We start from the raw sequence: 26,152 nt of genomic DNA on the forward strand, positions 1-26,152 counted from the left end.
TAGGAATTAATTCATATACCCTAGAGCAAGAGCGGGGATAAACGAAGCCGAATCTTGGGATGCTTCGATGCTAAGCCATTGATAAGCCGGCAAGCCGTGGAAAACTAATGGGATTTTTTTCCTCTCCCCATCCACATGTGCTGCTGGAAAGCGGACAAAGAAAAACCGGGCTCGGAGGGCCGGCTCATCCACCGTGGTGTCCACACGTCCTTGCTTCCGGGCGAGCCCGGAAGTCAGACGGGACGAACCGGCGTGCTTCTTTTTACGCCTTGGCGCGCTTGCGGCGCTGGCCGAGGCCCATTTCCTTTGCGAGACGCGAGCGGGCTTCCGCATAGGCGGGAGCGACCATCGGATAGTCAGCAGGCAGGCCCCACTTCTCGCGATATTCTTCCGGTGTCATGTTGTAGTGCGTCATCAGGTGGCGCTTGAGCGACTTGAACTTCTGGCCGTCTTCCAGGCAGATCAGGTAGTCGTCTTCGATCGACTTCTTGATCGGAACCGGCGGCTTCGGCTTTTCGGTGCTCGTGACGACTGGCGCCGGGGACGAGGTGTTGCTGAGCGCCCCATGCACGTCCGAGATCAGGTTAGAGAGATCCGCCACGGGAACGACGTGGTTGCTCACATAGGCGGCCACAATATCCGCCGTCAGTTCGACCAGCAGATCGGTGCCCTTACCCAGTGCGATTTCTGTCATTGTATGTGTCTCCTGTTCAACTCATGGCGCGCCCGCGACCTCCGCGAAACGCGTCCACTTGCAGAATTCTCCGGAGGAAACTCTTCACCCGCATCGTGTCCGAAGGAAGCCTACCCCTAAGCTTCATTACGGGCGGAGAGATTATCACCAGATGGAGTTCCGCCGCATATTCGGAATCACTTCATGTCGCACAAGCCTTGGATGCCAGTCGACTTGCAGTGATGCGAAATGCGATGTGCGGGAACGCCACGAACTCTACTGCGTACTGAAGTAACATTACTTCGACGAATATCAAGCAGCAAAATGTCCTACGATGGTCGATCACGCCACGCTGTGACCGGCGTTTGAGCTTTACTGATGAATAAAATCTATAGGCAGAACAGTTGAGAGCTTATTTCTGACGCAACGAGGACTGTATTCCCGATTTGTAGCGCTTCATTTCGTCACAGATCGAATCATCCCCGAGCCGATATCCTACCTTGTAGGCCGCCATTGCTAGGAGGTGCGCAGATACCGGTGCCGTCAATACAAAGAAGAGAAACCCGGCAATGGCTCGCGCAAAGGTCGAGAGGTCTCCGGCGTGGAGGCCGACGGCCAAGAGCAGCAGGCCGGAGCCCACCGTACCTGCCTTGGAGGCCGCATGCATGCGGGTGAAAACTTCCGGGAAGCGGTTGAGGCCGATCGCCGCGACAAGCGCGAAACCCGCGCCCGCCAGGATGAGGCAGGCCGTGACGATGGAAACGAGGAGCTCGATCATTTGCGTCCCTTTCCTGTGGCTGCCTTGCCTGCACCGACCTTGCCTGTTGTGGCTGCCTTGCGGGCTGGCGCCTGCTTCTTCCTTCCGCTGGTGGCGGCTCGGGATTCGGCCGTTTCATCCACCCCGCCTTCGGCCGAGCGTGGCACGCTGCCGCGCGAAAGGATGAAGCGTGCGAAGGCAACGGTTGCCAGGAAGCCGACAAGGCCAAGCGAGATGGCGATGTCGATATAAAGGTTGAAGCCGGTGCGGATCGCGATCAGGGCAATGAAGCCGATGACGATGCCGGTCAGCATGTCGAGCGCCACGACGCGGTCTGCGAGCGTCGGGCCCTGGATGACCCGCCAGATCGTGAGCAGGAAGGCAAGCCCGAGGATGACGAAGCCGAGCCAGGTGGCAAGGCCAAGGATGAAGGCGGCGGCGGTCATCGAAACGCCTCCATGATCTTGCGCTCGAAGCCTTCGGCGATGTCGCGCTTGGCGCCTTCGATGTCCGAGCAATCGATGGCATGCACGAAGAGCGTCTTGCGGTCCTCCGAGACATCGACAGACAGCGTGCCGGGCGTCAGCGTGATGAGGTTGGCAAGCAGCGTGATCTCGAAATCGCGATCCACCGTCAACGGAAAGGCGAAGATGCCGGGCTTCAGGTCCATGCGGCGGCGGGTGACAAGCACCGCAACCTTCCAGGCGGACATGGCGAGCTCACGGAAGAACAGCACGACGAGCGAGATGAACTTTCCTACGCGTGGCCAGTAGCCGTGGGCGTTCATCTCCCGCCGGACGACCCAGAGCGCCAGCGTGGCGAGCGCCAGGCCGAACAGCAGGTTATGGCCGGTGGCGCTGCCAGTGACGACGACCCAGATGAGGCCGAAGACAAGGGTGAGGATGAAGGTGATCACGGCGTGGCACCTCGCACGGCATCAGGAAAGACCGACAGGATATAGGCGCTCGGATCGGCAAGGCCGTCGGCGGCGGCCTGGCTCAGCGCCAGAAGCGGCTCCGGCAACAGGCCGAACCAGAGGACCAGCGCCGTCAGGGCGCCGATCGGCAGGACGGAGCGCCAGCCATGCGCGGCCTTCGGCGCGGGCGGCGTTTCAGCCTGCGGGCGCCAATAGGCGAGCAGGAAGACGCGCGCGAGCGACAGCGTGATCAGGAAGGCGGAAAGCAGGATGCCCGCCGCCAGCCACCAGGCGCCGATGTCGAGCGAGGCCTTCAGGAGCGCCACCTTGGGCCAGAGGCCGGAAAGCGGCGGCAGGCCGGCGGCGGCGAGGAAGAGCAGCAGCGAGGCGGCCGAGAACCACGGCGCCTGCCGGTAAAGCCCGCCCAGCGAGGCAAGCGACCAGGAGCCGGCAAGATGGGCGGCGCGGCCGGCAACGACATAGAGCGCCGTCATCGTGACCATGGAATGCAGGGCATAGAGCATGGCGCCGCTGATGGCGGCCGGCGTGCCAATCGAGACACCGGCGAGAATGTTGCCGATACCGGCGATCACCAGGTAACCGGTCAGCCGGCGGATGTCGGTCTGCGCCAGGGCCCCAATGGCACCGAGCATCATCGTCAGCACCGCCGAGACGGCAAGGATGAGGCTCAGCGTCTCGCGCTCGACCGGGAACAGCATCACGGTGACGCGGATCAGCGCGTAGATGCCGACCTTGGTGAGCAGGCCGCCGAACAGCGCCGACACGACGATGCGTGGCGTGTGGTAGGAGGCCGGCAGCCAGAAATTGACCGGGAAGGCCGCCGCCTTCATGCCGAAGGCGAGGATGAACAGTGTCGTCAGCGTGACGAGCGGCGCGGTGTCGCGCAGTTCCCCGGCCTTGCGGGCGATATCGGCCATGTTGAGCGTGCCGAAGATCGCGTAAAGGTAACCGACCGAGATGAGGAACAGCGTCGTCGCGACGAGGTTGAGGATGGCGTATTTCAATGCCCCGTCGATCTGCTCCGGCTCCGAACCGAGGATCAGCAGGCCGAAGGACGAGATCAGCAGAACCTCGAACCAGACATAAAGGTTGAAGATATCGCCGGTGAGGAAGGCGCCCGAAACACCCGCCATCAGCAGCATCAGGAATGGGAAGAAGCCGTAGCGGCGCCCGCTCCCGTCGATATCGACCAGCGCATAGATGCCGACCGCCAGAGCGACAACGGCCGCGGCAAGTGCCATGGCGGCACCGAAGAGATCGGCGGTGAAGGCAATGCCGAAGGGCGGCAGCCAGCGGCCCATGACCATGGTCACCGGGCCTTCGGTCGAAACCTTCCACAAGAGCGCGGCGTCCAGCACCACCAGAAGCGCCAGCCCGCCGATCGCGACAAAGCCGTGCAAGCGCACCGACTTGCGGATCATCATAAGCGCGGCGCCGACGGTGATCATCAGCACCACCGGCAGCACCACCAGCCAGTCGGCGGTCGGCGTCGGGGTCAGCACGAGGGCGGAGGAAAGATCGATGGTGGCAGGAGATGCCATCAGGCCGCACCTCCGCTTGTCCGTCCTTCGCGACGCAGGGAAAGCTCAGTCATGTGTCAGTACCCCATCGGCGGAAGCGGTTCGTTGCGCGGTTCGGCAAGCCGCATCTCGTCGGTATCGTCCGTCCCCAGTTCCTGGAAGGCGCGATAGGTGAGCACCAGGAGGAAGGCAAAGAAGGAAAAGGAGATAACGATGGCAGTGAGGATCAGCGCCTGCGGCAGCGGGTTTGCCGCGCTCGATGTCAGCACGTCCTCGCCGGCCGGAATGATCGGCGGCACTTCGCGCGTCAGGCGGCCGGAGGTGAACAGCAGAAGGTTCACCGCATTGCCGAGCAGCGCGACGCCAAGCAGGATGCGCACCGTGTATTTCGACAGCATCAGGTAAACCGCGCCGGCAAAGAACATGCCGATCAGGATGGCGAACAGCGTTTCCATCAGTGTTTCTCCTCCGGTCCAATCGTCGGGCCCGGCTCCTGTTCGAGCGCAAGCGCGATGGAGGCGATGGCGCCGACGACGACGAGATAGACGCCGATGTCGAAGGGCATGACGGTGGCAAGCGGCACTTCGACGCCGAGGATCTGCGGATAAACCCAGAGCCCGGTCATGAAGGGCACGCGGAAGAAGATCGAGATGAGGCCCGACAAGGCAGCGAGCATCAGGCCGGCGCCGGCAATCGCCATCGGATGGAAGCGGATGGCGCGGCGCACGGCGGTGACGCCGAAGGCGATGCCATAGACACCCAAGGCCGATGCGGCGATCAGCCCGCCGATGAAGCCGCCACCCGGCTCGTTATGCCCGCGCAGCAGCACGAAGATCGAAAAGAGCAGCATCAGGGCGGTGAGCACCGGTGCGACGGTGCGCAGGATCAGGCTGTTCATGGGCGGCCTCCCCTTCTCATAGCTTGCCCTCCCTTGCGCCCCGCCTGGAGCGAACGCGGATCAGCGCCAGCACCGCAAGTCCGGTGATCATCACCACCGAAATCTCGCCCAAGGTATCCACGCCGCGGAAGTCAACAATGATGACGTTCACGACATTGGCGCCATGCGCGATGGTCTTGGAATAGGTGTTGAAGAAGTCGGACAGCACGGTATCGAACGGCGTCTGCAGCGACTTCAGGAGAAGCAGGGTGAAGCCGAGGCCGCAGGCGATCGCGATCGTCGAGTCGAGCAGTTTCTGCGGCAGCGGACGGTGGTCGCGGCTCCAGAGCTGCAGCCGTGTCATGACCAGCGCAAGGATGACGACGGACAGCGTTTCCACCATGAACTGGGTGAAGGAAAGGTCCGGTGCGCCAAAAAGCAAGAAGATGACCGCGACCGCAAAACCCTGGACACCGAGCGAAACGATCGCCGTCAGCCGGTTCTTGGCGCGCAGCACGGCGATGATGCCGATTGCCGCGATGATGAGGAAGGCCGCTTCCTGGACCAGCAGCAGATCCGGCAAGGGCGGCAGCGTCGGCCATTCGCCGGCGAGGATCAGCGGCAACAGCAGGGCAAGCGCCAGCAGGATGAAGGTGGCGGTGAGATAAAGCTCCAAGCGGCCCGGCTGCACGAACCGGGTAATCGCCGACGACATGCGCACCAGTCCGCGCACGAAATAATCGAAGCCGCGGTCGGGACCGATGCCCAGCGCATCGACGAACTGCACGACCCAGGCGCGGGCCTTGTCCATCCGCCAGAAGATCGCCAGGCCGAGCAGGATGGTGACGAGCGACAGCAGCAGCGGCATGCCGATATGCGGCACGGTCGAGATGTCAATCACCACCTTTTCGTCAACGACGGCGCTTGCCATCGGCGAGGAGATGTAGAAATGCGCGACGCCCGAGAAGATGCCGGCAAGCAGGCCGAGCGCTGCCAGCACGACAGGGCCGAGCCACAACGAGACGGGGCCTTCATGGGCATGGCGCGGTGTTTCGACGTGGCGACCGAGGAAGGGCTTGAGGCCTACGGCAAAAGCGAGCGCGAACATCAGCGCATTGCCGACGACGGCGATGGCGGTGAAGAAGACGGCGCGCGGATTGCCGGCGGCAAGCGCGGCATAGATCTCTTCCTTGGCGAGGAAGCCGAAGAACAGCGGCACGCCACCCATGGAAAGGGCGGCGAGCAATGCGGCGGCAAAGGTGATCGGCATGGCGGAGCGAAGTCCGCCGAGCTTCGTCACGTCGCGCGTGCCGGCCTCGTGATCGATCGCGCCGACCGCCATGAAGAGCGCGCCCTTGAACAGGCTGTGCGCCACGAGATACAGAACCGCCGCCTCCACCGCATAGGTCGAGCCGAAGCCGGTGAGCATGACGAGCAGGCCGAGCGAGGCCATGGTCGTATAGGCGAGCATCAGCTTCAGGTCCGTCTGGCGCAAACCAAGGATCGTGCCGCTGATCAGCGTGATGCCGCCAAAGAAGGGCAGCAGGATTTCCCAGGCCGGCGTATCGCCCATCACCGGATTGAGGCGCATGAGGAGATAAACGCCTGCCTTCACCATGGTGGCCGAATGGAGATAGGCCGAGACCGGCGTCGGCGCTTCCATGGCGTTCGGCAGCCAGAAATGGAACGGGAACTGCGCCGACTTGGTGAAGGCGCCGCCGAGCACCAGAAGCAGTGTCGCGAAATAGAACGGGCTCTGGCGCAGGCCATCGCTCACATGGACGAGCAGCGAAAGCTGGGTGACGCCAGTGACATTCCAGAGGAAAATCAGGCCAGCGAGCAGCGACAACCCGCCTGCGCCGGTAACCACCAGCGCCTGCAGTGCGGCACGGCGCGCGGCCTCGCGCTCATGATCGAATCCGATCAGCAGGAAGGAGGTGATCGAGGTGAGTTCCCAGAACACGAACAGCATGAGGAAGCTGTCGGAGATCACCAGGCCCAGCATGGCGCCCATGAAGGCGAGGATGAAGCCGAGGAAGCGCCCCTGCAGCGGATGGCCCTTGAGGTACCCGCCGGCGTAAACAACGATCAACGCACCGATGCCGGTGATCAGCAGCGCGAAGGTGAGCGACAGGCCGTCGAGGAACCAGGAAAAGGAGAGATTGAAGCTCGGTACCCAGACATAACCGCCGGTCACGACTTCACCGGCCGCCACTTCGGGCAGGAAACGCGCAAACTGCAGGAAGGCCATGGCGGGCGCGAGCGCCAGGAGCCAGGCGGCCTTCGCACCTAGCGTCCGGACGAGAACCGGCGCAAGCAGCGCAGCCAGAAACGGCAGGAAAAGCGCAATGAAAGTCACTGCCGGCGCATTGGCGGCCATGTCCTCTCCCATGTTTTTTGTCGTTGGGCGCCTGGGTGGCGGAAGGAAATGGTTTTCTATGGGAAAGAATCACTTGCCTCAAGCAAAACCGGTCAAAACGCACAGGAACTCGCCTTTTCCTTAGGCTTTCGCACACCTATCTAGGAGGCAAAGGAAAGGATCGACCATGTCCGACGTCGTCACCCCCAAAGTCCAGAAGTCTGATGCCGAGTGGCGTGAGGAGCTTTCGCCGGAGCAATATCGCATCCTGCGCCAGGCCGGCACCGAGCGCGCCTTTACCGGCCCGTTCTGGAACAGCAAGGAAAAGGGCCTTTACCGCTGCGCCGGCTGCGGCGAAGAACTTTTCATTTCCGACACCAAGTTTGACTCCGGCTGCGGCTGGCCGAGCTATTTCGAGCCCGCCAAGCCCGATGCGGTGACCGAACATCGCGACACCACCCACGGGATGATCCGCACCGAGGTGCGCTGCGCCAATTGCGGCGGCCATCTTGGCCACGTATTTCCGGACGGCCCGCCGCCGACTGGCCTGCGCTACTGCATCAACGGCCATGCGATGACGTTCGAGCCGCTGAAGTAATCAGCCCACGACACACGAAGGGAGGAGCCACCGGCCCCTCCCTTTTTTCATGCGCATTTTTGGCGGGTTTTACGTCAACTGGCCGCCATCCACCGTCAGCACCGTTCCGGTGATATGCCGTGCGGCGGGCGTGGCCAGAAACGCGACGGCTGCGGCGACATCCTTCGGCTCGCCATACCGCCCAAGCGGGCTCAGGGCGCGCTGGAAATCGGAAAACTCGCCGTTCGCCGGGTTCATGTCGGTGTCCGTCGAGCCCGGCTGCACCAGGTTGACGGTGATGTCACGCGGCCCGAGCTCGCGCGCCATGCCGCGGGTGAAGGATTGCAGAGCCGACTTGGTCATGTAGTAGACCGTGCCGGTGTCGCCGACGATGCGGTCGGCGCCGGCCGAGCCTATGTTGACGACCCGTCCGCCGGCTTTCAGATGCGCAATGGCGGCCTGCGAGGCGAGGATCGGCCCGCGAATATTCACCTTCAGCAGCGCATCGATTTCCCCGACGCTGAACTTCTCGATCGTATCATAAAGCGCAATCGCGGCATTGTTGACGAGGATGTCGAGCCCGCCCAGTGTGCCGGCAGCTTCATCGACCGCGCGTTTGACCGCCGCCGGATCCGCGCTGTCGGCCCGTATGGCGAGGCCCTTGCGCCCCTGCCCTTCGATGGCACGCACCACCTCGGCTGCCCGATCGGCTGCACGTTCATAGGTGATCGCCACGTCGGCACCCTTTTCTGCCAGCGCCAGGGCGATGGCTGCGCCTATGCCGCGCGATCCACCGGTGACAAGCGCGCGTTTTCCCAACAATTCGGTCATTGAACAACCTTTCTGTAATGATCGACACAGATTAACTGGGGACGGCGGCGCGCCCGTTCAAGGCATTTATGTGTCGATCATCACAAAACTAGCGCGCAGTTGCCGTAAGTCGTTGAGCGACTTATGTAATGAATGATGCGGAAATCGAACGACAAGCCTGAAGCCGATCATCCCGCGCCATCCCGGCCGCGCGGACGCCCGCGCGCATTCGACCGCAACGCGGCGCTGCAGCGGGCAACCCGCCTGTTCTGGGAAAAGGGTTTCGAGGCGACCTCGATGGCGGACCTGACCGAGGCCATGGGCATTGGATCGCCCAGCCTTTACGCCGCCTTCGGCTCCAAGGAGGCGCTTTATGCCGAAGCACTCGGCTGTTACCAGCAAAGCTACGAGGCAATGGTCTGGCAGCGGTTCTTTGCGGCACGAACGGCGCGCGAGGCGGTTGCCTTTTTCCTTGCCGATTCTGCGGCAGTCCTGACTGGCGGCGCCGCCGACATCCCGACCGGCTGCATGGTGACGCTGTCGTCTGTCGGCAGCGAGGGGCATCGCGAGCTTGGCGAACTGGTGCGCGCCGCCCGCACTGTGACGTTCGACCGCATCCGCGCACGTCTCGAAAAAGCGGTGGCGGATGGCGAAATCCCCGCCGCGACGGATATCGAGGCGCTGGCGCGTTTCGTGCAGACGGTGCAGTTCGGCATGTCGATCCAGGCGCGCGACGGTGCCGGCCAGGCGGACCTGGAAGCGGTCGCGGATGTCGCGCTGCTTGGCTGGGACAGCCGGATTGCCGCGGCCCAGGCGGCAGCGGAATAACGGTGGCCTAGCGCTCCACCACAAGGCCGGTGGCCAGCCCCAGCATCATCAGGCCGATCAGCGTTTCAAGCAGCCGCCAGGCAGCGGGCCTGGCAAACAGCGGCCGCAGCCATTGCGCGCCATATCCCAGCGAAAAGAAGAACAGGAAGGAACCGGTCACTGCGCCCGCCGCAAACGAGGTTCGACTGCCGGCAAACTGCGTCGACACCGTGCCGAGCAGCACCACCGTATCGAGGTAGACATGCGGGTTGAGCCAGGTGAAGGCCAGGCAAGTGAGGAGCGTGGTACGGAAACTCGCCCCTGCCCCTTCGCCCAGCACGAGCGCTTCCGAGGATCTGTAGGCGGACAGCAGGCTGCGGATGCCATACCAGAGCAGGAAGGCCGCGCCGCCATAACGCAACACCGGATCGAGCCATGGCAGGAGCTCCGTGACCTGCCGGAAACTGCTGACGCCGAGCGTGATGAGCACGGCATCGGAGAGAGCGCAGGCGAGGCAAGCGGCAAATACATGCTCGCGCCGCAACCCCTGCCGCAGCACGAACGCGTTCTGCGCGCCGATCGCCACGATCAGGCTGAGCCCCATGCTCAAGCCTGCAAGATAGGTCGAAAGATCCATAGCCCCGCCACCATCACCAATGACGGCGCTGATACGTCCTTCCGTCGTTTTAGGATAGTTAAACCTGCTGCAGGCGATTAAGCTTGGCTAATGCTCGACTACCCTGCTCTCAGAGCCGTTGCCGCCGTGATCGAAACCGGGAGTTTCGAGAAGGCTGCGGCGCGGCTGAACGTTACGCCATCGGCGATCTCCCAGCGCGTCAAGCAGCTCGAGGAGCGAATGGGCGTGGTGCTGGTGGTGCGCGGCAACCGATGCCGTGCAACCGAAAAGGGTGAGTGGCTTTGCCGGCACATGGAGCATGTCGGCATGCTGGAGGCGGAGCTTCTGACGCATCTGCCCGCGCTCGCCGACGAGAACGAGGACAAGGGGCCGGTGGCGCTGCACATCGCCGCCAATGCCGACAGCCTCGGCACCTGGTTCCTGCCGGCGATTGCCGACTATGCCAAGGCATCCGGCTTCATGTTGCATGTGGCGGTGGACGACCAGGACCATACGGCCGAATGGCTGCGGCAGGGGCGCGTCACGGCCGCGGTGACGAGCCTCGGCAAAGCCGTCCAGGGCTGCCGGGTGACGGCACTCGGCGCGCTGCGTTACCACGCAACGGCGAGCCCTGAGTTCGTGCAGCGCTTTTTCCCGGAGGGGGTGACGCCGGAAGCGCTGGCGAGCGCGCCGTCGCTCACCTTCAACCAGAAGGACCAGTTGCAGGCAGAGTGGATCAAGCAGCAGTTCGGGCGCGCGGTGCGCCATCCGAGCCACTGGCTGCCGTCGACGCAGGCCTTCGTGGACGCAAGCCTGATGGGCATGGGCTGGGGCATGAACCCGGCCATGCTGGTGCGCGAGCACATCAAGGCCGGGCGGCTGGTGGAAATGATCCCGAAGACGCCGCTCGACATTCCGCTGTTCTGGCAGATCAACCGGCTGACGGCGGACCGGCTCAGCCCCCTCACCCGGCAGATCACCGAAACCGCGAGGCGCGAACTGGTTCAGTCTAGCCCGAAAATTCAACTGTGAAGGCGAAGCGGGACTTTTCACCCGGCTGCAGGATGACCGAATAAGGGCGCTTCGCCAGATCACGCGAACCACCATGCCGGGCGGCGGTGCCATGCCATGGCTCGACGCAGAGGAAGGGCGCACCGACCTTCTGCCAAAGCGCGATGTTCGGCAGGTTTTCGAAGGTGAAGTGCAGACGCGGGCCGTTTTCGGCAGCATAGGTGAGCCTCGTGCCCGCGCCTTGGGCAAAGATCAACGCGTCGTTTTGGAAAAGCTCGTGCTCCAGCACGAGCGTGCCCTGCCGGAATGGCGACGGGCTCGTTTCATCCTTCACCAGCCCGTCTTCGAGCTGCGTCAACGGTGGTTCGGCGCCATTGTCCAGCGTCACCAGATGTGCCTCACCTTCGCCGCCGGGCAGCGGCCAGAGGAAGGCCGGGTGGTACCCGAAGCCGAACGGCATCGGTCGTGTGTCGCGATTCTCGACTTCTGCCGAAACCGTCAACCGCGCGTCATCGAGCCCATATTCAACCGCCAGCAGGAACTCGAAGGGATAGACGGCGCGCGTGGCCTCGGTAGCCGAAAGCTCATAACGGCAGGTGGTGTCGCTCGAGGCGGCCAGCGTAAATTCGCTGCGGCGCGCAAAGCCATGCTGCGCCATCTCGTAGGTCCTGCCCTCGATCTCGACGCGGTTGTCGGGCGCCTTGCCGACCATCGGGAACAGGATCGGCGCGTGGCCGGTCCAGAACCTGGCGTCGCCATTCCACAACCAGGCGCGACCATCGGCACTGGTGACGCTCTGCATTTCGGCGCCGAGCGAGGAAAGCTCGATCGTCAGGTGGCGGTTCGCGATGCGGGTAAGGCTGGTCATGCGGCAACTCTCGGAAGATTCGTCAGGAGAAGAAATCGAGAGGCTAGATACCGTCCTCGTCATCAAAAGCCAGGATCGCGGAGTGATCGCGAGCGCTGTGCAATATGCGGACGATCTCTATCCGCTCTGCATCAATACGATAGTAAACGACATAACGGCCGTGAGGAAAATGGCGGATGCCTTGGCGCTGGTAGCGAGGCAGGACCGCGTAACGGTAAGGCATGCTTGAAAGCGCGAAACAACGGCCGACAATTTCATCGATAAAGGTTGCGGCTCGGCCGGGATCAGATTGGCTGATGTAATCACCAATGTCGCCGAGATCGTTCCCGGCCTCATCGGCGATGACGACAATCACTCGCCAGAGTCTTTCATGGCTGTGTACTTTGCCTTCAACCGTTCAGCGACCTCTTCGAGCGGCTTGAACCGACCCGCCTCGATATCGGCCAGCCCGCGATCGAGCGCCGCATCGAGTTCCGCCTGGCGCCGCTCCTTGATCTGCAGCAGGCGAAGGCCTTCGCGCAGGACATCATCCCGGCTTTCGAAGCGGCCGGCCTTCACCAGGCCGTTGACGTAATCTTCCAGAGGCTGACCGAGGTTCGTGCTGCTTGCCATGGTTTTCTCCATGCATCCAAGATAGCGCTCGCCCGCCTGCGGATCAACGCTCAGCCGGCGACGCGCAGTTCCATGCAGGTGAGGTCCAGCCAGCGGCCGAACTTGGTGCCGACCTCGGAAAACTTGCCGGCGATGCGGAAGCCCATGCGCTCATGCAGGCGGATCGAGGCGGCGTTTTCCGATTCGATCGCCGCGATCATCACGTGAATGCCGTTCGAGGCGGCGCGCGCGATCAGTTCGCGCATCAGCAGCCGGCCGATTCCGCCGCCGCGCGCCTCGCGGTGCACGTAGATCGAATGTTCGACCGTATGCCGGAAACCATCGAAATTGCGCCAGTCGCCATAGGAGGCGTAGCCGGCAACGACGCCATCGAGTTCGGCAACGAGAACGGGGAAACCGCGGCCCTTGCGGGCCGCAAACCAGTCCTGCCGGTTGGCAAGATCAACCAGCACCTCGTTCCAGATCGCGGTCGTGTTGGCGACCGCGTCATTGTAGATTTCCAGGATGGCGCGCAGATCTGCCTCGGTGGCATCGCGAACGATGATATCGGTCATGGGACGTCCAGCTCGTAATATGGTCGGCTTCCTATGGGCGTCCGGGTCGCTCTTGTCCAGCGCTGCGGCTCAGATCCCGCCTGACAGGCTGAAGCAGGTCATCACCGCGCTGTAATGCACGGCCGCCGCTGCCACCACGAATGCATGCCAGATGGCATTCTGGAACCGCAGCCTTTCCCAGACATGGAAGATGACCCCGAGCGAATAGATGAGGCCGCCGATGACGATGAGCCAGCTGGTGACGGTTGGCAGATATTCCGACACGGGGCCGATGACCATGACGCCGCTCCAACCCATGGCGAGGTAAAGCAGGATGGCGAGCTTGTCGAAACGACCCGGGAAAAGGCACTTGATGGTGATGCCGAGAAATGCGGTCGCCCAGATCGCGATCAGCATACCGAGGATCAACGGATCCTCCGCGCCGCGCTCCAGAAAGGGCGTGTAGGTCGCGGCAATCAGCACGAAGATCGCCGAATGGTCGAAACGGCGCAGGATCCACTTCGTGCGCGAATGCGGCCAGATATTGTAGGTGAAGGAAATCGACAGGCAGAGCACGAGGCCAAGGCCATAGATCCAGGCGGCGACCATGCCGCTGTGGCTCGACCAGACGGTGGCATAGAAGATCAGCGCGGTCGCCCCCACCAGGGCGAAAATGATGCCGATCCCATGCACCACACCATCTGCTACGATCTCGTGGAAGTCGTATTTGCGGCCGAAATCAAAAAGGTCGCTCATGCCAGTCCTTCAGTCTCCTTTCGGTACAGAATGAGATCAACATGAAATCATTCCCGGGCCAATGCAATGGGAGGCGGTTTCAAATTCGGTTGCACTCATGTTCGTTCCATCGGCCTGTTGAAACGAAGCAGCGTGATGCTTCTTTGGCGATGCGTGCAACTGGTGGCAAGCGACTTGTTCAGGCGGCGTGATTGTCTTCATCTTGTTGACGATCTTTCACCGATCTCGATACTTCCGTGAACAATCCACTTCAGCCATATCAGTGTCCTGCGCGGCAAGCAGCCGCTTTCGAGGAACGACCATGTCTGAGACCCTGCAGCCCTTTGCCCTGACCCGCCCCGCCTATGTGCGCAACGCCCATCTCGTGGTGCGCGACCTTTCCCTCGTGTCGAACTTCTACCAGAAGATCATCGGCCTTCAGGTGATTGAACGCACGGCAAACGGCGAAGTGCTGGGTGTTGGTGGCGTACCGCTGCTGACGCTGACGACCTCCAATGACGCAACGCCGGCGCCGCGCAATGCCGCCGGCCTCTTCCACACGGCCTTCCTGGTGCCGGACCGCACGGCGCTGGCCCACTGGCTGCGCAATGCCGCCGAAAGCGGCATCCGGCTCGATGGCGCCTCCGACCATCTGGTGAGTGAAGCGCTCTACCTTTCCGATCCGGAAGGCAATGGCATCGAGATCTATCGCGACCGCACGCCGCAGGATTGGGATTATGCCGAAGACGGTACGGTCGCCATGGCCACCGAGCGGCTGAACCTGCAGGAGCTCTACGACAGCGCCCCTAAGGAAACCTGGTCGGGCATGGCCGACGGCACCTCAGTTGGCCATATCCATCTGCAGGTCGGCGACATTCCGCAAGCCGACGCCTTCTATCGCGACGTCCTGGGCCTCAAGGTGATGGCCCGGTATCCCGGGGCGAGCTTCTTTGCGACCGGCGGCTACCACCACCACATCGCCGCCAACATCTGGAACAGCCGCGGCGCCCGCAGCCGCGAAGGCAAGATGACCGGGCTTTCCGACTACGCGATCCAGTTCAACGACAAGGCAACGCTGGAGAAGGCACTCCTGGCACTCGACCGGCAGGGAATTGCCACCACCAAAACGGCCGAAGGACACAAGTTGCTCGACCCTTGGGGTATCGGGTTAACACTCGCCGCTTGACAGCGGCAAAAGGCCGGTTTTCCTTAGTCTCTGATGCTTCTGCTGAAGCAGCGCTCCGGAACCGGAGGGCTGCTTTTGCGTTCTTGTGCCATAGGCGGCAGATTGGGGATCATCATGGCCATAGTCAGTGCAAGAGGTGGCTTCAAGTCGCCAAAGAAACAGTTAGCTGACGTGGCTGCCGGAGCCCGCAAGGAACCGGCACTTCCGGGTGACGATCTAGACCTCGACGAACCCTATATCCTCGGCCGCGAAGCGCTCGACGTGGCGATGGCCTGGGCGATCATCGGCATCTTCGGCATGATGCTGTTTGCGCTCGTGCATTACATGTCGATGATCCTCATCCCGATTACGCTTGCGATCGTCGTCGGCCTGATCCTCGGCCTCGCCGCCGACAAGCTCGGCAGCTACGGCGTGCCGCGCGCTGGTATCGCGCTCATCCTCTCGTCACTCGTCTTTGCAGCGGTCTTCCTGATTGCGAACTCGCTTGCCCAGCCGGTCTCCACGCTGATCAGCGAAGGACCCAACCTCGTCGAGCAGACGATTGCCCGCATCATGCCGTTCCTGGAAAGCCAGCGCTGGCTGAAAATTTCGCCTGCGACGCTGACCAACGGCCCGCTTTCGATGGACAAGCTCATCGAGAATTCGGGCAATATCCTGGGCGTCGTCACCGCACAGCTGACGCCCGCCGTGATACAGGGCATGATCTTCTTCGCCGCGCTGCTGCTCTTCCTTTACGGTCGGCTGCGCTTGCGCCGCACGCTCATCATGGCCTTCCCCACCCGTCGCCAGCGGCTGATCGCCATCCGCGTGCTGAACGCCATCGACAAGGTGCTCGGCTACTACTTCGCCACCGCATCGGTGCTTTATTTCGCGCTCGGCATCAGCATGACGCTGATCGCCTATTTCGGCGGCCTTGCCATGCCGGTGATGTGGGGCGTGTTCGCCTTCCTGTCGAGCTTCATCCCGTTCCTCGGCATTACGGTCATGACGCTGTCCGTCACGGTCGCGGGCATCCTCACCCACGACACCTTGCTGATCGGCCTCCTGCCGGCCATCGTATTCTTCACCGTCCACCTGGTGATGGAAAACCTGGTGTTCCCGGCGGTGATGGGGCGCCAGTGGGAAATCAACCCGTTCATGGTGTTCCTCGCCATCCTGTTCTGGACCTGGATGTGGGGCGCGGTCGGCGCCATGCTGGCGCTCCCGATGTCGCTGATTGCCATGACGGTGCTGTCGGAGCTCTTCCCCGACCGCAAGACGGTGCCGAACCTCCCGGGATAAGGATTGTCGTTGTTGACCGCATGCCACAACCATAGATAGGATCCAGCATCGCGTGGGTGGTGGATCAATGGCTGACGGAACGCTTTCAGATGCGCAGAAAGAACAAATCAAGCTTCGAGCGACGTTCCTGAACAACATCGGCATCGGTGTCCTGCTTGTGGGAGTATTCACGCCTGTAGCAAGACTCGTGTATGACGGATCTGCGGTCGAAGCTGGTTTCTCGAAGTTTGTGCTCCCTATGCTCGTTTGCTTTTTCCTGGGCGTCGTCCTACATCTAGGGGGTGGATGGATCCTGAGAGGCCTCACGCGATGACTTCAGACCAGATCATTCTTCTTCTGCTTCCCGTATTCGGTGTCTCACTGGCCGTTGCTGTCGTCTTTTTCGAGAGCTGGCGAGACGGCGTGCTGCCTAACCAGAAGCCGCGCAAGAAGTAACTGCCGCCACCTCGCGCTTGCCTCCGGGCGACGCGCTGCCTATCTGTGGCACTCCTTTCACATCTTCCCGGAGTGCTTCCTTGGCCACCTCCCGCCGTTCGCCTTTCGCCAATCTTCCCGCCGCCCCTGTTGCGCCCAAGAAGCCCGTCACCGACACCCGCCACGGTATTACCCGCACCGACGATTACGCCTGGTTCCGCGCCGACAACTGGCAGGCGATGTTCAAGGACCCGACGCTCCTCGACCCGCAGATCCGCGCCCATCTGGAGGCGGAAAACGCCTACATGGAAGCAGCCATGGGCGACACCGCCGAGTTGCAGAAGGTGCTGTTTGCGGAGATGCGCGGCCGCATCAAGGAAGACGACAGTTCGGTGCCGATGAAGGACGGGCCCTATGCCTATGGCTCGCTGTTCGTGACCGGCGGCGAGCAGCCGCATTACTTCCGTACCCCGCGTGATGGCGGCGACAAGCAGGTGCTGCTCGACGGCGACAAGGAAGCGGCCGGCAAGGATTATTTCCGGCTTTCCGGCATCGACCACACGACAGACCATTCGCGCGGCATCTGGGGCTACGACGACAAGGGTTCGGAATATTACACGCTGCGCATCCGCGACCTGACAACCGGCCAGGACCTGGACGACGTGCTGGAAAATACCGGCGGCGGTGGCGTCTGGGCGCCCGACGGCAAGAGCTTCTTCTATACGCTGCAGGACGAGAACCACCGGCCCTCGAAGGTCTTCCACCATATCGTCGGCCAGCCGCAGTCCGAAGACCGGCTGGTTTATGAGGAGAAGGATCCGGGCTTCTTCATGGGCGTCGGCGGCTCGCTGCTGGACGACTTCATCTATATCGACATCCACGACCACGAGACATCCGAATACCGCCTGCTTTCGACCAAGGATCTCACCGCAGAACCGATGCTGGTGGCCGAGCGCGTCGAGGGCATCGAGTATTCGATGACGGAAGGTGGCGATGTCTTCTACATCCTCACCAATGACGGCGACGCCAAAGACTTCAAGATCGTCGAGGCGCCGGTGTCCGCGCCTGGCAAGGAAAACTGGGTCGAGGTCGTGCCGCATGAGCCTGGCCGCCTGATCATTTCCCACATGGCCTTCGCACGCCACCTCATCTGGCTGCAGCGCAAGGACGGCCTGCCGCAGATCATCATCCGCGACCGCCAGACCGGCGAAGAACACGCAATCGCCTTTGCCGAGGAAGCCTACTCGCTCGGGCTATCCGGTGCGGCGGAATATGACACGGACGTCATCCGCTTCTCCTACTCCTCGATGACGACGCCGACGCAGCTCTTCGACTACAACATGGTGACGCGCGAGCGCACGCTCCTGAAGACGCAGGAGGTCCCGTCCGGCCACAACCCGGATGACTATGTGACGCGGCGCGTGATGGCGCCGGCGCATGACGGCGAACTGGTGCCGGTTTCGCTGCTTTACCGCAAGGACACGCCGCTCGACGGCTCCGCCCCCTGCCTGCTTTACGGCTACGGCGCCTATGGCATCACCATCCCGGCCGCGTTCTCCACCAACAATCTTTCACTCGCCGATCGTGGCTTTGTTTACGCCGTCGCGCATATCCGCGGCGGCAAGGACAAGGGTTTTGCCTGGTACGAAACCGGCAAGATGGAGCACAAGCAGAACACCTTCCGCGACTTCATTGCCGCAGCGGACCATCTGGTGAAGGAGGGCTTCACCTCCTACGACAACATCATTGCAGAAGGCGGTTCGGCCGGCGGCATGCTGATGGGTGCGGTCGCCAACATGGCGCCGGAAAAGTTTGCCGGCATCATCGCCGCCGTGCCGTTCGTCGACGTGCTGAACACGATGCTCGACGACACGCTGCCGCTGACCCCGCCGGAATGGCCTGAATGGGGCAACCCGATCGACAGCCTGGAGGAGTACCAGTGGATCGCCGCCTACTCCCCATACGATAATGTGAACGCCAGGCCCTACCCGCCGATCCTGGCGATTTCCGGCCTTACCGACCCGCGCGTGACCTATTGGGAGCCGACCAAATGGGTGGCCAAGCTGCGCGAATATACGACCGGTGATGCACCGATCCTGCTCAAGACCAACATGGCAGCCGGGCACGGCGGAAAATCCGGGCGTTTTCAACGGCTTGAGGAGATCGCCTTCGAATACGCCTTTGCCACCAAGGTGGCGGGAAAGATGTAGAACTCGCGACATGCGGGCGGGCGAAGCAGCAACTCGCCCGCCGGATGTCTAACGCCCCAAAACTGTCAAGAGGCCCACCGCAAAACAACGTCATTCGCGCAAGCTTGACGCAAGCTTCGAGGGTTAACGCTTCGTTAAATTATTGAACAAGCGGGCGTTTAGCCATGAAGATTGATAGCGGCCACAGCGGCTACCAGTATCCAAACCGAACCCAGGCTCCCGAGCGCAAGACCGAGGAAGCCCAGCAAAGCGAGACCCAGAAGGTCAGCCGGTCGCCCAACGCGATTACCGGCAGCAGCACCCTGTTCTCGACCTCGCTCGCCAAGGCGCTCTGGGTCATGGAAGCCGCAGATGCCAATACCCCCGAGGTGCAGGCACCCGCGCTTTCGCAGGACTGGGTCGAAAGCCGCTACCAGGAATTTGCCGACGCTTGAGGCGTCTGATCCTCGCCGCATCAGCGGCGTTCACGCGCGCCGTTGACCGCGGCAGCGATATACAACGCGCCCTCCCCTCGCAAGGGGATAAGCTCCGGTTTCTCGCCCTGGCGGCAGGCCCTGTTGCCCTGCCCTTTTCGGGTCGCCACCAGCGAACCATCGCCTCGCCCCAATGACGGCCCTCTTTACCAACGCGCTTGACAACATCTGCATCTGGGAGCATTGATCTGCCCATGATGAACACGCGCACCACCACCACCTGCTCGTATTTTTGGGCCTTCCTGTAAAAGGCGGCCCGACAGTTCACCATGTCAACAAGCCGCCGTCAGGCGGCTTTGTTGTTTCAACCGGCACCTGACGGCGATCAAACCGAAAAAAGGAATGCCGGCCATGTGCCCCCAGACGATCGAAGATACCGAAGAAACACTTCCGCGCCCCGCCGTGGTGACGATCCGCGCCGCCAAGCCCCGTGACCTGCCGGAGTTGAACGAGATGATCGCAGCGCTTGCTGCCCATCACAACGACCAGGTGACGATGACGCCGGAAAAGCTCGAGCGCGACCTTTTCGGGCCCGTGCCATGGATCAACGCCATCGTGGCCGATACCGGCGCCGGATTGATCGGTTACGCGATCCTCGTGCCGCTCTATCGCGCCCAGGAAGGCAGCCGCGGCATGGACCTGCACCATCTCTTCGTTCGCGACGGCCACCGTGGCCACGGGATCGGCCAGCATCTCGTTTCGCGCGCCCGCGAAATTGCCCGCAATGCCGGATGCGGCTACCTTTCGGTGAGCGCCGCCACCGGCAATTTTGCCGCGCACCGCTTCTACGAACAGATGGATTTCAAGCCGCGCCCGGTGACCGGCATGCGCTATATGCAGGCGATTGCCTGACGTCGCACTCTGGGAGGGTGACATGACGGCGATCGTGGTGGCTCTGACGCCAGAATTTGCGGATTGGGAATGCGCGCTTCTGATGGCGGTGGCGCGCAGCTATCTCGATGTGACGGTTAAGACCGCAACAGCCGATGGCAGACCGGTCTCCTCCATGGGTGGCCTGCATGTGACGCCGGATCTGTCTTTCGCGGAGATAGAGCCGCACGCGTTCGATGCGATTGTCGTGCCCGGCGGGCTTGCCTGGGAAAAGAACGTAGTGCCGCCAGGACTGGATGAGTTGATCCGCGCCTTCCGCGCCGAGAACAGGATGGCCGCCGGCATCTGTGCTGCCGCGAGCGCGCTGGCCGGTGCGGGCGTGCTCAACGAGGTTCGCCACACCGGCAACCGGCTCGAATCACACCAGCAGCACCCCGGCTATGCCGGCTCAAGCTTATACGTTGCTGGACCGAAGGCAGTGTCCGATGGCGGCGTCGTGACCGCGGCCGGCACGGCACCCTATACCTTCACCGTGGAAGTGCTGAAGGGTTTAGGGCTCTGGAACGCCACGGCGGAAGAGGAACTGGCACCATTTTCCGCCGAGCACCGGTGAAGCTGGCGGCTTTAACCGGCGGCCTTGGCCAGCACTTCCCCTGCCCATTCGTTGAGGCTCTTGCCCGCAAGTTCCGCGGCCCGCGCTGCCCGCGCATGGACTTCAGGATCGATGCGGAACATCACCTTGCCGGAATAAGGTTTTTCAGGTGATTTGCCGATCTTGGCGCAGGTTTCGATGTAGTCATCGACGGATTCGTGGAAGGCAGTCCGCAGTTCCTCGACATTGTCCGCATGAAAACCGACACCATCGTTGATGCCTGCTAGGCGCCCGACGAAGATTTCGTCCTCGGCATCAAACTCGATGCGAGCGGAATAACCTTTGTAGGTCATCACATTGGTCATGGCTTAATTCCCAATCGGATCAGGTTTTGTGCAAGCGGCTCATTCGACAGCTGGCACGGCCTTGAGATAGGCGGCGATGGCTTCGAGGTCGCTTTTCGGTAGGTGGGCGAGGTTCTGCTGAACCTCCACCATGGAGCCGCCAACGGTGTCGAACTCAGGCGTGAAGCCGGTTTCCAGGTAATTGACGATGTCGTCCTCGCTCCAGGAGCCGATACTCTTCGAAGCCGGAGTTATGTTGGGGATGCGCCCCTCGCCTTCCGGATTGGCACCACCGGCAAGCCACTTACCCGACAGGAAACCGCCCATGCTGTCTCGAGGCGTGTGGCATTCGCCGCAATGGCCGGGCCCTTCGACGAGGAACTGGCCACGCTTCAGCTTGTCGTCGGTAGATGCCAGGGTCACTCGCGGCTGGTCATTCAGGTAAAGGTATTTCCAGACCCCGACGCCGAGCCGGATATTGTAGGGAAACTGCAGGTCATGGCCCGCCGCGACGTTGTCGCTTGCCGGCAGGGTCTTCAGGTATCCGAAGAGGTCGTTGATATCGCTCGGCGACAGGCGGGCGTAGGAGCCATAGGGGAAGGACGGGTAAAGATGTTCGCCGTTGCGGCCGACGCCGCGCGTCATGGCATCACCGAACTGGGCCAGCGTCCACTCCCCGATACCGGCCTTGGGATCGGGCGATATATTGGGAATGGTGAAAGTGCCAAAGGGGCTCGCCAGCGCACGGCCGCCGCTCAATACCTTCACCGCATCGCCCTGCGCCCCCTCGGCCGAATGGCAGCTGGCGCAACCACCTGCCCAGAACAACTGCTCGCCCTTGGCTAGGTCGGGTTCGCCCAGACCATCCCAATGGGAGGCATGATGCGGATCGGGCTTGGTCAGAGCCCACGCGGTTGCAGCACCGGCCGCCGCGACGACGATGCAGGCACCAAGGATCTTAGCCCAGATGGAGGCCATGCTCATTCTCCGTCCGTCTCCTCCAGCAACAACGGCCGCGCGAACCGGCGACCGTTGTTTAAGAGGAGAGGTCTTACTTCTTCAGGCGGTAGGTCTGGTGGCAGGCGCCGCAGCTTGCGCCAAGCGTCTGCATGGCCTTCTGCACACCTGCCTGGTCGGCTGGCATGGCGGCGAGAAGCGCATCGGCGTCGCTGCCGAGCTTGGCCGCCTTGGCGCGGAAGTCTTCGTTGTTTTCCCAGATTGCCGGGGCGGCCGCCGAATTTTCCTGCGAGCCTTCGGGAAACTGGTCGGGGAAGGCCTTGATATTGGCGCTGATCGTCGTCAGCGAGGTTTTCACGACCTCTGCGTCATAGGGTTTCTCGCCCTTGGCGATGCCGCTCAGAGCACCCAGCGAGCCGCCGATCTGCTTCATCATCTGTTCGCGCTTTGCAACGGGTGTCTCCTGCGCGACAACGCCGGTAAAGCCCAGACAAAGAGCCGTGGCGGCCACGGCAAGACCCTTAAACTTCATGAAAATGCTCCTCATTCAGATCGCGAACTGCGACATACTGCCCCAACATGATGACAAGCTTATGAGGCCGACAGAAGTCACGTTTCTGTCAGGCCCACGGCGGATTTCGATGCCAGGTGTGAACACAGTGTTCGCTCAGAGGAGACGACCAGGCCTTATCCCGCCACGCCTTCCCAGAGGGTTATGAACGCAACGAGGATCAACAGGAGGCCGGCGGTCCGTCCGACCCAGATGGTGGCGGTGCTGTTGCCAACCAGCAGTTCCCTCGCCCGCCCGGCGGCGACCGCCAGGCCACCATAAACAAGCAGCTGGGTCGCCGCCGTCATACCGGCCATCACCGTTGCTTGGCGCGCCAGTGCCCCGAACTCCGGCCGCAGGAACTGCGGATAGACGGCCAGCATGAAAAGGTAGGCCTTGGGGTTGATGAGGCAGGTCACCATGCCGCGCCGGAAGGCATCGCGGTGGCTGCGGGTTTGGGCGGGGCCAACATGATCGACGGTGATGGAGCTGCGCAGCAGGCTGAAACCGATCCAGGCCATGTAGAGCGCGCCGACGACCAGGAGCGGTCGAAACAGCACCGGCATGAGATGCGCGAGCAGGCCGACGCCCAGCGCACCGTAAAGCGAGTGTACCAGGCCGCCCGCCATGATGCCCGCCGTGGCGGCAAGCCCCGCCGCCCTGCCGCGTGTCAGCGAATTGGCGAGCACGAAGATCATGTCCATTCCCGGCACGACGATGATGCCGAAGAGCAGGGTAAAGAACAGCCAGAGGTTTTCGGTATAGGTCATGTCAGTATGCCAGCCTCGCATCATCCGGGCTTCGCTGCGGGAAGCCTTGCTTTCATGGTGGATGTGGCTTCCTATACAGTTGGCCAACTGACAGCCTGATGTCAGTTGCGTTGGCGTCGGGCGGAGAAAAAACGATGCGCAAGGCTTCGCGCCTGTTCGAAATCATCCAGATCGTGCGGCTGGCGCGCAAGCCGGTGACGGCTGCGGAGATTGCCGCACAGCTGGAGGTAACGCCGCGCTCCATCTATCGCGATATCGCAGCGCTCCAGGCGATGCGCGTGCCGATCGAAGGCGGACGCGGCATCGGTTACATCCTGCGGCCCGGCTTCACGCTGCCGCCGCTGATGTTGTCGATCGAGGAAACGGAGGCGATCGTGCTGGCGCTGGCTCTGCTTGACCGGACGGGGGACATGGGGCTGAAACAGGCGGCCAAGCAGGTGAACCGCAAGATTGCCGCCGCCCTTCCGCCGCCGCTGGCTGAGCTTTTTTCCGGCAATGCCCTGCATGCCTGGGGCAGCGGCGTGCCTGCGCCGGAGGCTGTTGATCTTGCCACCGTGCGGCGGGCGATCCGCAACGAGCAGAAGCTGGCGCTCGATTATCGCGACGAATATGCCCGCGCCACCGAGCGCACCATCCGGCCGATCGCGCTGGTTTATTATTCGCAGACCGCCAACATCGTTGCCTGGTGCGAGTTGCGCCAGGCGATCCGCAACTTCCGCGCCGACCGGGTGGAGCATTGCGAGCTGGTGGACGACTTCTTCCGCGGCGACGGGGAGCGGCTGCGGGCGCTTTGGATCGACGGGTGGAACACAAGTCCCGCCGAGGCCTCCTGATGTGCTCTTCGACTAGAGCGGCAAGGTTCGGCTTTCTTTGCGGCCATAACCGATGATCTCGATCCGGTCCTGAAACACCTCGGCTACCGCAAAGGTGTTTTCGTGCTCCGTATCCACCATGCCCTTGAAGTTCACATACCAGGTGGAGCCGTGGCGGCCGAGATTGCCCGCATGGTTGTGGCCGTTGAGGTATGCCAGGACATTGCCTGAGCGCGCAAAAAGTTCGGTGAGCCGTTCGGCACCCCAGAGATTGTGCTCGTTTTCCGGATAAAGCGGGTAATGCCCGAAAACGATGACCTTCTCGCCGGCCTTCTTGGCCTCGGAAAGCACCTCCGTCAGCCACGCAAATTGCTGGGCGCCGATGCCGCCGTTCCACTGCTTGGCGTTCGGCTTGCCTTCGGCCGCCACCTCGTTTCCATCGATGACCACGAAGCGGATGCCGCCGCGGGCAAAATGATGCCAGGCATGCGGCATTTTAAGCCGCGCATGCACCTCTCCCAACCACTCCGGCGCGACGGAGAAATCGTGGTTGCCGGGCAGCAGGATGCTTTCGTGGCGCAGCGTCCTGTACACCTCCAGCACCGGGCCAAAGCTCTGCCAATCGCGATCGATCAGGTCACCGAGCGTGACGACGAAGGCGAGGTCCTCGGCATTGAGGACCGCAATCGCGTCCTGAAGCTTCTTCAGGCTGTTGCGATAATGGCGATCAAGCAGCAGCCACGGCTCGGCATCGGCATATTGCCGGTCGGCAAGGACGCCGAAGCGAAGGATGGGTGTGGTGTGCGTCATGTATCCGCGTTTGCATTTGCAGGCAGATCTGGCCGATTGGTACGTTGGGCTAGCGGCTGCTCCGTACTGAGCAACTCACGAACCGTCTGGCGAAGATTAATGCCAACGTGCTGGTCATAGGCAGACCAGGCACCAGTCACGAGGAGTGCCCAGAGGATGCTGAACAGCGATCCAACCAGGAAGTACTCGGCAAATTCCCGCTGATCCATCTTCTGAAACCGAGCAACGGTCTTAAGTGCGATAACGGCAACGAGGATTTCCCAGCTCTGGAGCATGATCCCGGCGACAAGGATCAACCGCTCTAAGATACCTATTACTCTGCCGGCCCGATAATCTGGCGCGGGCACATGCGCGGTCGCGGCAGCGAGCCCCGTGATCTTGAAGATACCGCGGCAGATCACATTGCCAACATAGGTCAAAAGCAGCAGTCCCAGAACGCTATAGATAAAGGCATGGATCATGCGTCCGGCCTGTTCATGGAGAACATCTCGTCAAGATCTGCAAGCGCCTCGTTTATCGCATCCCACTGGGTCAGATACAGTTCGAAGTTACCTGATGCGCGAACCTTGTAAACACTGTGTACGGAAACGCCCCTGCCCTTGGCGATCTTGTTGGGCGTTGCCCCGTTAAGAAGCGCCCGGATATCGAGGCGCTGAGTCTGCGTCCAGCTTTGCTCGATCACCGTCAGTGTTGCACCACAGGCTTCCAACATCTGCTCTAGAAGAGGCTGGCCGAGGATCGAGAAGCGGTATCTATTGTTCGAGCCCTTATCGTTTAGCTTTGCGCGGGTCTTCGCCAGACCTGGCCCCATCATGTTCCAGGCGTTCTTCGTATTGAGAGGTGTCTGAAGGTCTACCACACCAACCGAAAACCGGCAGTCGATTGCGTGGTCCATGAGGTCGTATCGGATATCGCGAGCCAAGGAGACTGCAGCCACGAGGGACCTCGTCAGCCCCTGGAATTCGTCTCCAAGGGTGATCGTAAGGGGAGACGCCAGGACGCGACGGGCATGTTTGTTATGCTGCTCGACTACATCATTGAAGCGAGCGTGATATTCCGCCGAGGCGCCCTTCTCGCTGTTCACGAGATCGCCCATCAAGACCGCGAAATAATTCTTTTCCTGACCCGACATAGGGTCAAACATAAGATGTAACCGGTTTTGGGTCAATTTCATTCTTGACCCAAACACGGTTACATCGAGGCTAGCTCTCCATTGCAAACAAAAACACC

General features: G+C 62.0%; 33 protein-coding genes. 11 read left to right on the forward strand and 22 right to left on the reverse strand.

The window, feature by feature from the left end; translation table 11 throughout:
• Positions 1-262: 262 nt before the first annotated feature.
• The 8 genes from M0654_RS10730 to M0654_RS10765 form a co-directional block, all read right to left on the reverse strand.
• Positions 263-694 carry a MucR family transcriptional regulator gene (locus M0654_RS10730; protein ID WP_118849006.1) on the reverse strand — a complete coding sequence of 144 codons (432 nt, stop codon included), beginning with the start codon at positions 692-694 and terminating at the stop codon, positions 263-265.
• A 391-nt stretch (positions 695-1,085) separates the two neighbouring features.
• Positions 1,086-1,451: a monovalent cation/H(+) antiporter subunit G gene (mnhG, locus tag M0654_RS10735; RefSeq protein WP_118849005.1), complete on the reverse strand. Its 366-nt coding sequence runs from the start codon at positions 1,449-1,451 to the stop codon at positions 1,086-1,088.
• A complete protein-coding gene (locus M0654_RS10740) occupies positions 1,448-1,876 on the reverse strand; it encodes a cation:proton antiporter (protein ID WP_248683091.1) in 429 nt (142 codons plus the stop codon). The genes mnhG and M0654_RS10740 overlap by 4 nt, the downstream gene beginning before the upstream one ends.
• On the reverse strand, positions 1,873-2,346 hold the full coding sequence (locus M0654_RS10745) for a Na+/H+ antiporter subunit E (protein WP_118849003.1): 474 nt from the start codon (positions 2,344-2,346) through the stop codon (positions 1,873-1,875). Before M0654_RS10745 ends, M0654_RS10740 begins: the two co-directional genes overlap by 4 nt.
• Positions 2,343-3,908 (reverse strand): Na+/H+ antiporter subunit D, encoded by a 1,566-nt coding sequence (locus tag M0654_RS10750; RefSeq protein WP_248683092.1) that lies wholly within the window; start codon positions 3,906-3,908, stop codon positions 2,343-2,345. The genes M0654_RS10745 and M0654_RS10750 overlap by 4 nt, the downstream gene beginning before the upstream one ends.
• Before the next feature lie 56 nt (positions 3,909-3,964).
• On the reverse strand, positions 3,965-4,342 hold the full coding sequence (locus M0654_RS10755; RefSeq protein WP_248683093.1) for a Na+/H+ antiporter subunit C: 378 nt from the start codon (positions 4,340-4,342) through the stop codon (positions 3,965-3,967).
• Entirely contained in the window at positions 4,342-4,785 is a 444-nt protein-coding gene (locus M0654_RS10760; RefSeq protein WP_248683094.1) for a Na+/H+ antiporter subunit B, read from the reverse strand. The genes M0654_RS10755 and M0654_RS10760 overlap by 1 nt, the downstream gene beginning before the upstream one ends.
• Before the next feature lie 16 nt (positions 4,786-4,801).
• Positions 4,802-7,144, reverse strand: a complete 2,343-nt coding sequence (locus M0654_RS10765; protein WP_248683095.1) for a putative monovalent cation/H+ antiporter subunit A — start codon at positions 7,142-7,144, stop codon at positions 4,802-4,804.
• A 166-nt stretch (positions 7,145-7,310) separates the two neighbouring features.
• On the opposite strand from M0654_RS10765, the gene msrB reads away from it, so the two are divergent.
• Positions 7,311-7,721: a peptide-methionine (R)-S-oxide reductase MsrB gene (gene msrB / locus M0654_RS10770; protein ID WP_118848998.1), complete on the forward strand. Its 411-nt coding sequence runs from the start codon at positions 7,311-7,313 to the stop codon at positions 7,719-7,721.
• A 69-nt stretch (positions 7,722-7,790) separates the two neighbouring features.
• Here msrB and M0654_RS10775 read toward each other — a convergent pair whose 3' ends face one another.
• Positions 7,791-8,531, reverse strand: a complete 741-nt coding sequence (locus M0654_RS10775) for an SDR family NAD(P)-dependent oxidoreductase (protein ID WP_248683096.1) — start codon at positions 8,529-8,531, stop codon at positions 7,791-7,793.
• Positions 8,532-8,666: 135 nt separating this feature from the next.
• Between M0654_RS10775 and M0654_RS10780 the strand changes: the two genes are divergently transcribed.
• Entirely contained in the window at positions 8,667-9,338 is a 672-nt protein-coding gene (locus M0654_RS10780; RefSeq protein WP_248683097.1) for a TetR/AcrR family transcriptional regulator, read from the forward strand.
• Between the two features lie 7 nt (positions 9,339-9,345).
• On the opposite strand, the gene M0654_RS10785 is transcribed toward M0654_RS10780, so the two are convergent.
• Entirely contained in the window at positions 9,346-9,954 is a 609-nt protein-coding gene (locus M0654_RS10785; RefSeq protein ID WP_248683098.1) for a LysE/ArgO family amino acid transporter, read from the reverse strand.
• A gap of 90 nt (positions 9,955-10,044) precedes the next feature.
• Here M0654_RS10785 and M0654_RS10790 point away from each other — a divergent pair, with 90 nt between their 5' ends.
• Positions 10,045-10,965, forward strand: a complete 921-nt coding sequence (locus M0654_RS10790; RefSeq protein WP_248683099.1) for a LysR family transcriptional regulator ArgP — start codon at positions 10,045-10,047, stop codon at positions 10,963-10,965.
• On the opposite strand, the gene M0654_RS10795 is transcribed toward M0654_RS10790, so the two are convergent.
• The 5 genes from M0654_RS10795 to trhA form a co-directional block, all read right to left on the reverse strand.
• Positions 10,943-11,812 (reverse strand): aldose 1-epimerase family protein, encoded by an 870-nt coding sequence (locus M0654_RS10795; RefSeq protein WP_248683100.1) that lies wholly within the window; start codon positions 11,810-11,812, stop codon positions 10,943-10,945. The genes M0654_RS10790 and M0654_RS10795 overlap by 23 nt on opposite strands.
• Before the next feature lie 43 nt (positions 11,813-11,855).
• Positions 11,856-12,167 (reverse strand): type II toxin-antitoxin system RelE/ParE family toxin, encoded by a 312-nt coding sequence (locus M0654_RS10800; protein WP_248683101.1) that lies wholly within the window; start codon positions 12,165-12,167, stop codon positions 11,856-11,858.
• Positions 12,164-12,424 (reverse strand): type II toxin-antitoxin system ParD family antitoxin, encoded by a 261-nt coding sequence (locus tag M0654_RS10805; RefSeq protein WP_248683102.1) that lies wholly within the window; start codon positions 12,422-12,424, stop codon positions 12,164-12,166. The genes M0654_RS10800 and M0654_RS10805 overlap by 4 nt, the downstream gene beginning before the upstream one ends.
• A gap of 50 nt (positions 12,425-12,474) precedes the next feature.
• A complete protein-coding gene (locus M0654_RS10810; protein WP_248683103.1) occupies positions 12,475-12,978 on the reverse strand; it encodes a GNAT family N-acetyltransferase in 504 nt (167 codons plus the stop codon).
• 69 nt (positions 12,979-13,047) lie between these two features.
• Positions 13,048-13,713 carry a PAQR family membrane homeostasis protein TrhA gene (gene trhA / locus M0654_RS10815; protein WP_248683104.1) on the reverse strand — a complete coding sequence of 222 codons (666 nt, stop codon included), beginning with the start codon at positions 13,711-13,713 and terminating at the stop codon, positions 13,048-13,050.
• Between the two features lie 301 nt (positions 13,714-14,014).
• On the opposite strand from trhA, the gene M0654_RS10820 reads away from it, so the two are divergent.
• The 7 genes from M0654_RS10820 (at position 14,015) to M0654_RS10845 (ending at position 20,700) form a co-directional block, all read left to right on the forward strand.
• Positions 14,015-14,878 (forward strand): VOC family protein, encoded by an 864-nt coding sequence (locus tag M0654_RS10820; protein WP_248683105.1) that lies wholly within the window; start codon positions 14,015-14,017, stop codon positions 14,876-14,878.
• Between the two features lie 114 nt (positions 14,879-14,992).
• On the forward strand, positions 14,993-16,159 hold the full coding sequence (locus M0654_RS10825; protein ID WP_118851458.1) for an AI-2E family transporter: 1,167 nt from the start codon (positions 14,993-14,995) through the stop codon (positions 16,157-16,159).
• 309 nt (positions 16,160-16,468) lie between these two features.
• On the forward strand, positions 16,469-16,594 hold the full coding sequence (locus M0654_RS22770) for a hypothetical protein (RefSeq protein WP_256371647.1): 126 nt from the start codon (positions 16,469-16,471) through the stop codon (positions 16,592-16,594).
• Between the two features lie 80 nt (positions 16,595-16,674).
• Positions 16,675-18,783 carry a S9 family peptidase gene (locus M0654_RS10830; RefSeq protein ID WP_248683106.1) on the forward strand — a complete coding sequence of 703 codons (2,109 nt, stop codon included), beginning with the start codon at positions 16,675-16,677 and terminating at the stop codon, positions 18,781-18,783.
• A 164-nt stretch (positions 18,784-18,947) separates the two neighbouring features.
• Positions 18,948-19,217 (forward strand): hypothetical protein, encoded by a 270-nt coding sequence (locus tag M0654_RS10835; protein WP_248683107.1) that lies wholly within the window; start codon positions 18,948-18,950, stop codon positions 19,215-19,217.
• A 390-nt stretch (positions 19,218-19,607) separates the two neighbouring features.
• Positions 19,608-20,108, forward strand: a complete 501-nt coding sequence (locus tag M0654_RS10840) for a GNAT family N-acetyltransferase (protein ID WP_248683108.1) — start codon at positions 19,608-19,610, stop codon at positions 20,106-20,108.
• A 22-nt stretch (positions 20,109-20,130) separates the two neighbouring features.
• Complete coding sequence (locus M0654_RS10845; RefSeq protein ID WP_248683109.1) at positions 20,131-20,700, forward strand: DJ-1/PfpI family protein; 570 nt, start codon at positions 20,131-20,133, stop codon at positions 20,698-20,700.
• An 11-nt stretch (positions 20,701-20,711) separates the two neighbouring features.
• Here M0654_RS10845 and M0654_RS10850 read toward each other — a convergent pair whose 3' ends face one another.
• The 4 genes from M0654_RS10850 to M0654_RS10865 form a co-directional block, all read right to left on the reverse strand.
• Entirely contained in the window at positions 20,712-21,044 is a 333-nt protein-coding gene (locus M0654_RS10850) for a type II toxin-antitoxin system HicB family antitoxin (RefSeq protein WP_248683110.1), read from the reverse strand.
• 39 nt (positions 21,045-21,083) lie between these two features.
• A complete protein-coding gene (locus M0654_RS10855; RefSeq protein WP_248683348.1) occupies positions 21,084-22,001 on the reverse strand; it encodes a cytochrome c in 918 nt (305 codons plus the stop codon).
• Positions 22,002-22,074: 73 nt separating this feature from the next.
• Positions 22,075-22,512, reverse strand: a complete 438-nt coding sequence (locus M0654_RS10860) for a c-type cytochrome (protein ID WP_248683111.1) — start codon at positions 22,510-22,512, stop codon at positions 22,075-22,077.
• Between the two features lie 155 nt (positions 22,513-22,667).
• Positions 22,668-23,300: a LysE family translocator gene (locus M0654_RS10865; protein WP_248683112.1), complete on the reverse strand. Its 633-nt coding sequence runs from the start codon at positions 23,298-23,300 to the stop codon at positions 22,668-22,670.
• A gap of 134 nt (positions 23,301-23,434) precedes the next feature.
• On the opposite strand from M0654_RS10865, the gene M0654_RS10870 reads away from it, so the two are divergent.
• Positions 23,435-24,133, forward strand: a complete 699-nt coding sequence (locus tag M0654_RS10870; RefSeq protein ID WP_248683113.1) for a helix-turn-helix transcriptional regulator — start codon at positions 23,435-23,437, stop codon at positions 24,131-24,133.
• Positions 24,134-24,145: 12 nt separating this feature from the next.
• Here M0654_RS10870 and M0654_RS10875 read toward each other — a convergent pair whose 3' ends face one another.
• From M0654_RS10875 to M0654_RS10885, 3 genes are read right to left on the reverse strand one after another with little or no spacing between them, the layout of a single operon-like run.
• The gene (locus tag M0654_RS10875; protein ID WP_248683114.1) at positions 24,146-24,922 is read right to left on the reverse strand and encodes a metallophosphoesterase; all 777 of its coding nucleotides are present in this window, start codon (positions 24,920-24,922) and stop codon (positions 24,146-24,148) included.
• A complete protein-coding gene (locus M0654_RS10880) occupies positions 24,919-25,383 on the reverse strand; it encodes a hypothetical protein (RefSeq protein ID WP_248683115.1) in 465 nt (154 codons plus the stop codon). The genes M0654_RS10875 and M0654_RS10880 overlap by 4 nt, the downstream gene beginning before the upstream one ends.
• On the reverse strand, positions 25,380-26,096 hold the full coding sequence (locus tag M0654_RS10885) for a SatD family protein (RefSeq protein ID WP_248683116.1): 717 nt from the start codon (positions 26,094-26,096) through the stop codon (positions 25,380-25,382). Before M0654_RS10885 ends, M0654_RS10880 begins: the two co-directional genes overlap by 4 nt.
• Between the last annotated feature and the right edge of the window lie 56 nt (positions 26,097-26,152).

Origin of the sequence: Neorhizobium turbinariae, from assembly GCF_023223505.1 — a bacterium.
In the GTDB taxonomy this organism is placed as follows: domain Bacteria; phylum Pseudomonadota; class Alphaproteobacteria; order Rhizobiales; family Rhizobiaceae; genus Neorhizobium; species Neorhizobium turbinariae.

Bases quoted from the DNA above. Each gene is read 5' to 3' on its own strand.
- M0654_RS10760 (WP_248683094.1), bottom strand. From the start codon at position 4,785: ATGAACAGCCTGATCCTGCGCACCGTCGCACCGGTGCTCACCGCCCTG.
- msrB (WP_118848998.1), top strand. From the start codon at position 7,311: ATGTCCGACGTCGTCACCCCCAAAGTCCAGAAGTCTGATGCCGAGTGG.
- M0654_RS10870 (WP_248683113.1), top strand. From the start codon at position 23,435: ATGCGCAAGGCTTCGCGCCTGTTCGAAATCATCCAGATCGTGCGGCTG.
- M0654_RS10850 (WP_248683110.1), bottom strand. From the start codon at position 21,044: ATGACCAATGTGATGACCTACAAAGGTTATTCCGCTCGCATCGAGTTT.
- M0654_RS10795 (WP_248683100.1), bottom strand. From the start codon at position 11,812: ATGACCAGCCTTACCCGCATCGCGAACCGCCACCTGACGATCGAGCTT.
- M0654_RS10740 (WP_248683091.1), bottom strand. From the start codon at position 1,876: ATGACCGCCGCCGCCTTCATCCTTGGCCTTGCCACCTGGCTCGGCTTC.
- M0654_RS10780 (WP_248683097.1), top strand. From the start codon at position 8,667: ATGCGGAAATCGAACGACAAGCCTGAAGCCGATCATCCCGCGCCATCC.
- M0654_RS10775 (WP_248683096.1), bottom strand. From the start codon at position 8,531: ATGACCGAATTGTTGGGAAAACGCGCGCTTGTCACCGGTGGATCGCGC.
- M0654_RS10875 (WP_248683114.1), bottom strand. From the start codon at position 24,922: ATGACGCACACCACACCCATCCTTCGCTTCGGCGTCCTTGCCGACCGG.
- M0654_RS10805 (WP_248683102.1), bottom strand. From the start codon at position 12,424: ATGGCAAGCAGCACGAACCTCGGTCAGCCTCTGGAAGATTACGTCAAC.
- M0654_RS10880 (WP_248683115.1), bottom strand. From the start codon at position 25,383: ATGATCCATGCCTTTATCTATAGCGTTCTGGGACTGCTGCTTTTGACC.
- M0654_RS10885 (WP_248683116.1), bottom strand. From the start codon at position 26,096: ATGAAATTGACCCAAAACCGGTTACATCTTATGTTTGACCCTATGTCG.
- M0654_RS10750 (WP_248683092.1), bottom strand. From the start codon at position 3,908: ATGGCATCTCCTGCCACCATCGATCTTTCCTCCGCCCTCGTGCTGACC.
- M0654_RS10820 (WP_248683105.1), top strand. From the start codon at position 14,015: ATGTCTGAGACCCTGCAGCCCTTTGCCCTGACCCGCCCCGCCTATGTG.
- M0654_RS10855 (WP_248683348.1), bottom strand. From the start codon at position 22,001: ATGGCCTCCATCTGGGCTAAGATCCTTGGTGCCTGCATCGTCGTCGCG.
- M0654_RS10765 (WP_248683095.1), bottom strand. From the start codon at position 7,144: ATGGCCGCCAATGCGCCGGCAGTGACTTTCATTGCGCTTTTCCTGCCG.
- trhA (WP_248683104.1), bottom strand. From the start codon at position 13,713: ATGAGCGACCTTTTTGATTTCGGCCGCAAATACGACTTCCACGAGATC.
- M0654_RS10810 (WP_248683103.1), bottom strand. From the start codon at position 12,978: ATGACCGATATCATCGTTCGCGATGCCACCGAGGCAGATCTGCGCGCC.
- M0654_RS10730 (WP_118849006.1), bottom strand. From the start codon at position 694: ATGACAGAAATCGCACTGGGTAAGGGCACCGATCTGCTGGTCGAACTG.
- M0654_RS22770 (WP_256371647.1), top strand. From the start codon at position 16,469: ATGACTTCAGACCAGATCATTCTTCTTCTGCTTCCCGTATTCGGTGTC.
- M0654_RS10825 (WP_118851458.1), top strand. From the start codon at position 14,993: ATGGCCATAGTCAGTGCAAGAGGTGGCTTCAAGTCGCCAAAGAAACAG.
- M0654_RS10865 (WP_248683112.1), bottom strand. From the start codon at position 23,300: ATGACCTATACCGAAAACCTCTGGCTGTTCTTTACCCTGCTCTTCGGC.
- M0654_RS10835 (WP_248683107.1), top strand. From the start codon at position 18,948: ATGAAGATTGATAGCGGCCACAGCGGCTACCAGTATCCAAACCGAACC.
- M0654_RS10790 (WP_248683099.1), top strand. From the start codon at position 10,045: ATGCTCGACTACCCTGCTCTCAGAGCCGTTGCCGCCGTGATCGAAACC.
- M0654_RS10860 (WP_248683111.1), bottom strand. From the start codon at position 22,512: ATGAAGTTTAAGGGTCTTGCCGTGGCCGCCACGGCTCTTTGTCTGGGC.
- M0654_RS10840 (WP_248683108.1), top strand. From the start codon at position 19,608: ATGTGCCCCCAGACGATCGAAGATACCGAAGAAACACTTCCGCGCCCC.
- M0654_RS10845 (WP_248683109.1), top strand. From the start codon at position 20,131: ATGACGGCGATCGTGGTGGCTCTGACGCCAGAATTTGCGGATTGGGAA.
- M0654_RS10755 (WP_248683093.1), bottom strand. From the start codon at position 4,342: ATGGAAACGCTGTTCGCCATCCTGATCGGCATGTTCTTTGCCGGCGCG.
- mnhG (WP_118849005.1), bottom strand. From the start codon at position 1,451: ATGATCGAGCTCCTCGTTTCCATCGTCACGGCCTGCCTCATCCTGGCG.
- M0654_RS10785 (WP_248683098.1), bottom strand. From the start codon at position 9,954: ATGGATCTTTCGACCTATCTTGCAGGCTTGAGCATGGGGCTCAGCCTG.